This is a genomic window from Mesorhizobium sp. P2_D5 (assembly GCF_056404355.1).
The window spans coordinates 1-9,312 of the sequence record NZ_JBFUEE010000017.1 but is presented as its reverse complement, the minus strand read 5'-3'; the positions used below and the strand labels follow the sequence as shown (position 1 = coordinate 9,312).

Genomic DNA, 9,312 nt, shown 5'->3' with positions numbered 1-9,312 from the left:
CCACCCCGATCCGTCGCCGATGCGGAGGCACGTCCGAGACGGACGTGCCCGACATCAGCACGCGGCCTTCGGTTGGCGTGTCGAACCCCGCCAGGAGCATGAGGAGCGTCGTCTTGCCGGAACCGCTCGAGCCGAGCAGCGCGAAGAACTCCCCCGACGAGATGTCGAGGGTAACGTCGCTCACCGCAGACACACTTCCGTAGCGCCGGGTGACACCCTGAAAGGAAACGGCGGGGAGTGGCTGGCCTGCCATTAGATATCCCTGCCGAGGTCGAACGGGGTGAGCACCTCGTATCCGTTTTCGGTCACGAGCACGGTATCGCCGAAGCGGGCGCCACCAATGCCGTCGACATAGGGGGCCGGCTCGACGGTAAGCACCATGCCCGGCTCAAGCACGGTCGGAGAATTGGCCTTGAGCTCGATCCCGTCCCAATCGGAGTAACCGATCCCGCGACCGGTGCGGTGCAGGAAGGGACTCTTCCAGCCCTGGCGTTCGATCACCGCCACGGCCGCGGCATGGACCTCTCCCGCCAACGCGCCAGGGCGTACTTTTGCCAATGCCGCTTCCTGAGCCTCACGCGCGACATCCACGACTTTGCGCAGGTCCGCAGGCAATGGTTTCGACCCAATGTGAAATGGCCGGTCGTAACCAATTGCGTGCCCGAAGAAGGACGGCCCGCAAAAACAGACCTGCAAGATTTCGCCCTCTCGCATTTTGCGACCGCCGCCAGCAGAATGGCAGCGCGCAGTGCGCTCGCGGCCGGCCCCCATCATTTGCATTCCCTGAACAAACGGTGACTGCTCTTCGTTGCCGTTCCACCATTGTGCAGCCCGCTCCGTCCCGGCTGTCAGAGAAGCAAGCGCTACTTTCCATTCGGGAACGCCGGGGGCGACAAGCTCACGGCAGGCCGCGAACTGGTGAGCAACGATGTCGGTGCTGCGTCGAATGACGTCGATCGCTACTGCATCCTTGCGAGCAAGCAACTCGCGCAACATCACGGTGGCGTCCTTGACGCGCTCGGCGCCAAGTGCTTGCTCGACCAACTCAATGTTTAGAGCCCATGTGGAATTGAAGTCGACGCCAATTGTGCGGGCTGTCGGTGCGATGTCTCCTACATACTTCGCGAGCGCGGCATGGTGCGTCATGGGCGCCGGCACTGGCTCTTCCCATTCGACCCATTCGATAGCCACGGGGGTGTTGCATCTCGCCCTTATCTCCTTGGCCTCGCTGCGAGGAGAGACAAAGGCCGGCGCGCCGTCCTGCAACAGGACCAACCAAATCGGCCTGCCGACGGGGAGCCCATTCAATCCGGTGAAGAAGCGAAGGTAGTCGAAGCCTGAAATGGCGAGAACGTCGATCCCGTTACGCTTCATCGAAGCTTGGGCCCGTTCAATGCGATTGCGGTAATCCGCATCGGTGGGAAAAGTGAGCCTGGAATTCGCTGGGTTCTCGATCATGGCGTTCTCTGAATTCTCGTGTGTGGCGCTGACCAACTGGCTTGCGCCGATGCGGTAATCCAATCGTTTGTATCAATCATGCAATCGGTTGGATTGTCAATTGTGAATCTTCGGTGACATAGCGCGAAGTGCTGTTTCATGGCGCCTCAGGATGGCATCTAGTGGGTATTGGGTCGCGTGGCCCAAGGAACAGCGCCCCGCGGGTGCATTTGCACCCACAGGCTGGACTTCATCCTTGGGTGCCCGTAGCCAACACCGCTGACCGGCCTATCAAGTCACGGCCTGTCAAGTCACCCGATCCGCGCCACACTGTCCCTAAGGACCAGATGATGGCGCAGCACGATTTTCGCAGGCGCAATAATGTCCTGGTAGATCTGGCCAAAGAGCGCCTCCGCTCCAGAGCGACCGATCTCGATGCGCGGAACCGACACCGTCGAAAGTGGAGGATGCATCAGCGCGGCCACCCCCAGGTCGTCGCAACCAACGAACGAGATGTCGTCTGGAATACTGAGCCCGGCTTGCCGCGCCACCGCCATGGCACCTATCGCCAAATCGTCAGAAGCACAGAAGATAGCGGTGGGGCGCTGGCCAGCTCCGAGCAGGGACTTCATGACTTCGACACCAGCGTCGGCGTCGAAGTAGTCGGTTGGGCGTACAGTGATCAGGTCGGCCAGGCCATTTTCCCGCATGAAGTCGACATAGGCAGCGGAACGGGCACGGAATGTCTCGGAGCTCATTATTCCCCCGATATGGACGATGCGCCGATGCCCCATGCCATACAGGTGTTCCATTACCTCCCTGGATGCTGCGTAGTTGTCCATGGTAACCCAGCAAATGCCCGGCTGCGGGACCGGTCGAGCCAAGGCGACGACCTTGCGCTGGAAGTCCGGCATGTTGAGGATAGTCTCAGGGATGCTTCCGGTGATGGTGATGATGCCGTCTACGACGCCAGTCAGTAGTCGCTTGCCGAGTTCCGCCTCGCGCTTGGCCTCACGCTGCGTAGCGCCCAAAAGAACATTGATTTCGTGTTCATCCAGTGCCTCGATTATGCCCTGAACCATCTCCGGGTAGGACTTTGACGAGAGCTCCGGAATAATGACCAGTACCTGATTGGCGCGACCATCACGCAGAGTACGAGCTGCCTTGTTAACGACATAGCCGGTATCGCGTACAATCTCTTGGATTCGTGCCCGCGTCTCCACGGTGACCCGCTCACTTCCCGACAGAGCCCGGCTGACGGTCGAAATATCGACGCCCGCTATGCGAGCGATGTCGGCCATCCTGGGTTGTCGGCCGCCAGTCGGCTTTTCGGTCCTATCGTCGGTCAATGAAGTGGCCATGTCCGTTCAATTAGTCGGTCTGGATAAGAAAGGCGCAATCTCCAACACGTTGCCTGCGAGGTGATGCCGCGTGCAAGTGCACATGGCAGGTTTTTTGGCCTCGCTAACGGCTGTACACGGAAAAGTCCCCTTCGCCGAAGAAGGCCGGACCAAGTCCGACCTCTTCAGTCCCGAAATCAAAGACTGATCACCTTATGCTCAACTTCCGCGGTGCTGACGCCGCGATAGGCCTGCACCTCAATCTCCACCTTGTAGTCGGGGCCTCCAAGTCCGGGGCACAGCACCGTACGGGCGGGGTCAATCCCCTTAAAGCGTTCGCCGACATAGGCCATGACAGTCGGCGCATCCTCAGGGTTTGGAATATAGACTGTCGACATTACAACGTCGGCCAAGCTGGCGCCAACAGATTTAAGCGCACCTTCTATCTTGTTGAGGCACTCCTTTGCCTGTTGTACTGGGTCGGTTGACATTTTCTGGGTTTTGTAATTCACACCCGCAGTATTCGAAACAAATATCCAGTTGTCAACAACGACAGCTCGCGAGTAGCTCTCCATATCTTCAAATGGGCTTCCGGACTTTATTTTGGTGACGTTTGACATTTTTTCTCTTTTGCTAGTGAGGGTTGGTAAACTTTGGTCAAGCTTGATGTTACTACCTCAAGCATACTCCGGCGAAAGAACGATCCTGGTCCCGTCGCTGAACCGAGACAGCCTGAAGGCTTTGGGATCAACGACTGGAGGCTTTCCGGTGACGAGGTCCGCCATCAGCCGTCCGGCGGCGGGTCCGATGCCAAACCCGTGACCAGAAAATCCTGTAGCGATAAACAGACCGGGAACCTTTGCTGCCGCGTCGATAACCGGGATAGCGTCTGGGGTGACGTCGATGAGACCACCCCACCGCTGTGCGATCGTCGCCTGACTGAAGACCGGCCAGTGCCTGGCAAGCGCCTTGAGAGCGCCGTCGGAGAGCTTCTTCGAAGGCACTGGATCGAGGACGCGCGTGTATTCGAACGCACTGGCTTCATCCAGTGGCCGCTGCTTGGCATCCGACATGTCCTTGAAGAACTGGCCCGAAATCCGGAAGTTCAGGGACTTCCAATCCGACCGAAGCGCAGGCAGATACCGGAACATGTACTTGAAAGAGCGCGGCACGATATCCACGACGTTTTCGTGGCCTGAGGCAATCGTGTAGCCACCGTCCAGGCGCTTTCGCAGCGCGAAGTCTTCGCACCACATCGCCTCTTCCGGCCCCCCTTCCAAGGGGTTGGTCCGCAGCACAGAAGCAGTGACATTAAGCTGCGGAATATCGATACCGTAGCGGCGGGCGAAGAAATTACTCCAGGCACCACCGGCCAGCACCACGGAATCGCAGGCGATCGGTCCATGCTCGGTGACGACACCAGACACCCGACCGGCCGAAAGCTCCAGACCTCGAACGGCGCATTCGACCAGAATATTCGCCCCTCGATCGCGGGCGGCCAATGCGATGGCCGGTCCGGCCAATTGCGGTTCAGCGCGTCCATCGCTGGGCGTTGACAAGGCGCCATGAAGCGGCAGGTCAAGCTCAGGGTATTTGTCCTTCAGTTCCCTCGCAGACAGAAGATTGGAAGACACCTGAAAACTTTGAAGCTGATCACGATACACCGCATTTTGGGCCTGATCGCCTTCCGAAGGGGCGGTGAAGACGATGCCCGTCTGGCGGTACCCCGTCTCGCGGCCAGTGCGCTCGACGAGGCCATTCCAGATTTTCTTGGCCTCGATCATGAGCGGCATCTCGCGGATATCCCGGCGAGAAAGGCGCACCCACCCCCAGTTCCGGCTCGACTGCTCGCAGGCGATACCTCCCTTTTCGCAGAGGGCCACCGAATGGCCACGCTCCGCGAGTTCCAACGCGGTTGAAGCACCGACAATGCCGCCGCCAATTACGACCACATCCACGCGCGGCGGAATTTTCTCGTCACTGGCAACCGGGACGACATAGGGACCAGGCATATCACTCCTTTGCCGCGTTTCTCAAAAATATCAGCAGCACTATCCAATCGGTTGTATTATTTATACAATCGTTTGGATTGTCAACAGCGTAATTCATTGCTATAGAAACGGGGAGAGCCGAGCGGCCATCACGTGAGCCGTAGGATCGCGACGTGCAGCGTGCCGCCGGCGACCGCCTGTTTCAATTCTTGGGAGGAAATTATGGAATATCGTCTGCTTGGCCGTTCGGGCCTCAAGATTTCGACCGTCACAGTGGGTACGATGACCTTCGGCGGGGTAGGCTGGGCAAGGACAGTCGGCGACCTCGGCGTCTCCGAAGCCAGACGGCTGGTCGATCTTTGCCTGGATGCCGGCGTCAATCTCATCGACACCGCCGACGTCTATTCCGATGGCAAGTCCGAAGAGATAGTTGGCGACATCCTCGGCGGCAAGCGCAAGGACGGCGTGCTGCTTGCCACCAAGGCGCGTTTCCGCATGGGCAACGGCCCCAACGATGTCGGCTCGTCTCGCCAGCACCTGATCGCTGCCTGCGAGGCAAGCCTCAGGCGCTTGAAGACCGATGTCATCGACTTGTACCAACTCCACGAATGGGACGGACAGACGCCCCTCGAAGAAACGATGGAGGCGCTCGACACGCTCGTTCGGGATGGCAAGGTTCGCTATATCGGCTGCTCGAACTTTTCCGGCTGGCACATCATGAAGGCTCTCGGCGTGAGCGAGAAAGACAAGCGCCAGCGCTTCGTCAGCCAGCAGATCCACTACACGCTGGAAGCGCGTGAGGCCGAATATGAGCTGCTTCCGATTGCCGTAGACCAAGGCCTTGGTGTGCTTCTCTGGAGCCCGCTCGCAGGCGGTCTGCTCTCTGGCAAGCATCGGCGAAACCAAGCCGCGCCTGAGGGCACGCGCCAGTTCGCCGGCTGGACGGAACCGCCGATCCGCGACGAAAATCGACTGTGGAACATCGTCGATACGTTGGTTTCAATTGCGGAAAGCCGCGGCGTTTCGGCCGCGCAGGTGGCGCTTGCTTGGCTAATAGGACGAAAGGCAATCACCTCAGTCATCATCGGTGGACGGACGGAAGCGCAGTTCAAAGACAACCTGGCAGCAGCCGACCTGAACCTGACCGCGGAGGAGCGGAAACGTCTGGATGAGGTTAGTGTGCCGCCGATCATCTACCCCTACTGGCACCAGTTGGGTACAGCGAGCGACAGGCTGAGCGAGGCGGACATGACAGCGCACGCCCCGCACATGAATTAGTCGAACTCTGTTAGCGGCGCCCCTCGAGCAGCGTCGTGACACACAAATCGCCCAAACGGGGATGACCTTAGAAACAACGATCGCGGAACTGCCTCCCCTTGAGTGTGGCTTCTCCGCACTCGTAGCGCCGCTTGTCCGAGTTCCGCTCTGAGGTCGGTCAAGAAGACCGATTTAGGAACGCGCTTGCAACGACAACAGAGCGGTTTTACGGCGCCCGAGGACAACCGCCATGCCGACGATGACCACGACGCATGTCACGCCAAGCAGCATGACGGAGACGGCCGCGGATTCAGGGCTTGTGTTGAAGCGGATACCCTCCCACAATTTTCTCGGCAGTGTCTTCACCGACAGATCGCTGAGGAAGATCGAAGCCACCGATTCATCGAACGAAAGAAGCATCGCAAGCAGAGCGCCAATAGCCAGGCCAGGAAGCAGCAGTGGGAAGATGATGGTGCGAAAAATGCGCCAAGGGTTGGCGCCAAGGCTTGCTGCAGCAAGTGACAGCCATGGATCAATGGAACTGTGTGTCGCCGATGCGACGAGGTAAACCACCGGGAAAATCAGAACCGTGTGGGCTATGATGATGCCTGCCTCGGTATCAACCAGTCCCACGCGCGCAAAGGTCAGATAGGCCCCCAGCGCGAAGACAACGCTCGGTACGGTCAAGGGCGAGAGCACCGAAGCTTCGGCTGCACCCTGAAACCGGAAATGACGACCAAAGCCGAGCACCGTTAGTGTGGCCAGGACGAGGGTCGCAACGCAGGTGGCAGATCCGATGCGAAGGCTGGTGAGTGCTGCCGCAATCCATTCCGGGCTGCCGAGGATCGCTTCGAACCATCGCATCGAATAACCGGGAGGCGGAAAGATGAGCACGTCCGCCGAACTGAACGACACCGGGAAGAGCACGACCAGTGGAAGAAGAATGAAGACAGATATTGCGCAGAGATAGGCCGGTTCGACAAGCCGCGCGGCGAAGCGCCAGATCTTGGGACTGTGTGGCCGCGGGGTGGGCTGGGCCACCGGCTGGCGAAGAAGTGCTTTGTCCACGTTCCGTGCCTGCTGTTGCGGCAAGGTCGGCGGCAACGAGCCCGGACGCTGCCACCGCGAGAAGAATCGCGCCATTGAGGACAATGCTACGACAATGATCGTGGCCGTCACGGCGAGCGTAATGCCCAGTGCCGCGGCGAAACCCCAGTCGGCCCCGGTCTCGATTTCCGACTGGATCACTTGTGCAAGCATCTGCTGGCGCTGGTTGCCGAGGAAGGCAGGCGCGATGAAGCTCGCCATGGTGAAAAGGAAGATGATGATGACGCCGGACTGGATGCCGCGGATTGCAAGCGGAACAACCATGCCCAGCCAGCCGCGCAGTGGGTTGGCCCCGAGTGTATGAGCAGCCAGAAGAATGCGTCCGTCGATGCGCCGCAGGACACTGACGAGGGCAAAGACCATCATGGGAATGGAGGAGTGCACCAGGGCTAGAACGACCGCGGGCTCGCTGAAGAGAAGGGGGAGCGGCTCCGAAATCAGCCCGAGGCCGAGAAGCGTCCCGTTGACAAGGCCACGCTGCCCGAGGATCGCCAACCAGGCGAAGGTCCGCACCAGCACACTGGTCAAGAAGGGAACCAGCACCAATAGTCCAAGAAGCAGGCCCTTCACTCCGCTCGCCCGGCTCAAGAGCCACGCCAAGGGAAACGAGACGACGAGCGTTATCGCGGTTGCTTCCAGACTGATGCGAACCGTCGTCCAGATGACCGTTCGGTACACCGGACTTCCGAAAATTCGCAGGAAGCGCCCGACGGCATCACCGCCGAACGCTTCCGGCACAATGGCAAGCAACGGTAGAGCGAAAGCGAGGACGAGCAGCAGGAATGCTGGAGCGAGCAGGCAAAGCCGCCCCCAATCTATGATACCGCTCCGTCTCATCATCGTTTTTTCCCGTCTAAGTTCTGCTACTGCATGATGGCCGTGTTCCAGCGGGTCTTCACAGACTCGCGGTTCTCGTTCCACCATTTCGAATCGAGAACTGCGCCAAGCTTCGCGTTGTCCGGATAGCTCGGCAGATCCTTGGCGACGGCAGGGTCGAGAAGCTTCAGCGCGTCGACATTGGTCGGGCCGTAAGGGATTTGGCGGGTCAGTTCTGCCTGCTGCTCGGGCTGGACGGCGAAGTTGATGAACTTCATGGCCTCGGCTGCATGCGGAGCGCCTTTCATCACCACCCACCATTCGGTATCGGAGACGGAAGCGTCCCAGCCATAAGCCCATTTAGCTCCAGCCTTTATGGCATCATTGACCCGACCATTGGGGATGTAGGCCAGGTCTACCTCTCCCTGCTGGATGAGCGCCTGGGTATCCGCGGCCCCCTTGTAGGCGACGATCTGGTCCTTGATCCGCTCGTAAACCTTGAGGGCGCGATCCACATCCAGGGGGTAGAGATCGGCGGGCTTCACACCGTCGGCCAGCAGCGCGAATTCGAGAGTGTATTCCGGTTCCAACGGAACCGCGCGACGAGCCTTCACCCCCGGGTCGAAGAACTGAGCCGGAGTAAGTCCGCTCGAAAACTTGTCTTTGCTCCACGCGAGGTTCATGCCGAACTTGATGTAGCCGACACCGTATTTCGTGCGGAGTTCCGCCGGAATGCCGTCGGCCTTGATGACCGAATAGTCGAGCGGCTGAAGAAGATCGTCCTTCACCTCGTTCGCATGAGCCGAGCTCTCTGCCGAGACGACATCCCAGGTGACGTTGCCGCTCTCGACCATGGCCTTCACCTTGGCGTAGCCCGAACCGGTGGTGCCGGTCACCTTGGCACCCGTGGCTTTGGCGTAGGTGTCGAAGAAGGCCTTCGTCTGCGCGTCCTGGAACGAGCCGCCGTACGAGGCGACCACAACTTCCGCCGGATCGGCGGCAGGTGCCGATTTCGCAAAGAAGGTTACACTGGCCGCCGCCAGCAAGGCAGCGGACACACCCATACAAAGTCTGTTTTTTGTCATGATTTTTTACTCCCCTTTGAATCCGCTTCAGGGTGATCCTTCAGCCGGAAGAACAGCGACGGATGCCGGCATCCATCGCGCGATGACGGGTTTGCCGGGAGCCAGGTGTCCGGCCGCATCATCTCCACGCGTGATGCTGGCGAGCAGGGACTGCCCGTCGGAAAGTTCCAGCGCCACGCGCCAGCCGGCGCCGAGGTAGGTGACATCGCGGATCGTCGCGGGAACACCAAAGGCACTGTCTGATACGATTTGGGGTGCGGAGCGGACGGAGACGTTCTC

Annotated in this window: 9 protein-coding genes; 1 reads left to right on the top strand and 8 read right to left on the bottom strand. The window is 59.7% G+C overall.

Annotated elements, in window-relative coordinates; translation table 11 throughout:
* The 5 genes from AC1DYW_RS32960 to AC1DYW_RS32940 all read right to left on the bottom strand — a co-directional run.
* The coding region (locus AC1DYW_RS32960) for an ATP-binding cassette domain-containing protein (RefSeq protein WP_477225549.1) at positions 1–184 on the bottom strand (184 nt) is incomplete at its 3' end.
* A gap of 68 nt (positions 185–252) precedes the next feature.
* A complete protein-coding gene (locus tag AC1DYW_RS32955; RefSeq protein ID WP_477228968.1) occupies positions 253–1,521 on the bottom strand; it encodes a M24 family metallopeptidase in 1,269 nt (422 codons plus the stop codon).
* A gap of 227 nt (positions 1,522–1,748) precedes the next feature.
* Positions 1,749–2,738, bottom strand: coding sequence for a LacI family DNA-binding transcriptional regulator (locus AC1DYW_RS32950; protein WP_457155086.1), 990 nt, complete (start codon positions 2,736–2,738; stop codon positions 1,749–1,751).
* Between the two features lie 236 nt (positions 2,739–2,974).
* Positions 2,975–3,397 (bottom strand): RidA family protein, encoded by a 423-nt coding sequence (locus AC1DYW_RS32945; RefSeq protein WP_457155085.1) that lies wholly within the window; start codon positions 3,395–3,397, stop codon positions 2,975–2,977.
* Between the two features lie 57 nt (positions 3,398–3,454).
* The gene (locus AC1DYW_RS32940) at positions 3,455–4,789 is read right to left on the bottom strand and encodes an NAD(P)/FAD-dependent oxidoreductase (protein ID WP_477228967.1); all 1,335 of its coding nucleotides are present in this window, start codon (positions 4,787–4,789) and stop codon (positions 3,455–3,457) included.
* A 201-nt stretch (positions 4,790–4,990) separates the two neighbouring features.
* Between AC1DYW_RS32940 and AC1DYW_RS32935 the strand changes: the two genes are divergently transcribed.
* Positions 4,991–6,046: an aldo/keto reductase gene (locus tag AC1DYW_RS32935; RefSeq protein WP_457154995.1), complete on the top strand. Its 1,056-nt coding sequence runs from the start codon at positions 4,991–4,993 to the stop codon at positions 6,044–6,046.
* Positions 6,047–6,217: 171 nt separating this feature from the next.
* On the opposite strand, the gene AC1DYW_RS32930 is transcribed toward AC1DYW_RS32935, so the two are convergent.
* From AC1DYW_RS32930 to AC1DYW_RS32920, 3 genes are all read right to left on the bottom strand, one after another.
* Positions 6,218–7,972: an ABC transporter permease subunit gene (locus tag AC1DYW_RS32930; RefSeq protein ID WP_477228966.1), complete on the bottom strand. Its 1,755-nt coding sequence runs from the start codon at positions 7,970–7,972 to the stop codon at positions 6,218–6,220.
* Between the two features lie 23 nt (positions 7,973–7,995).
* Positions 7,996–9,033, bottom strand: coding sequence for an ABC transporter substrate-binding protein (locus AC1DYW_RS32925; protein ID WP_477228965.1), 1,038 nt, complete (start codon positions 9,031–9,033; stop codon positions 7,996–7,998).
* A 27-nt stretch (positions 9,034–9,060) separates the two neighbouring features.
* The coding region (locus tag AC1DYW_RS32920) for a TOBE domain-containing protein (RefSeq protein WP_477228964.1) at positions 9,061–9,312 on the bottom strand (252 nt) is incomplete at its 5' end.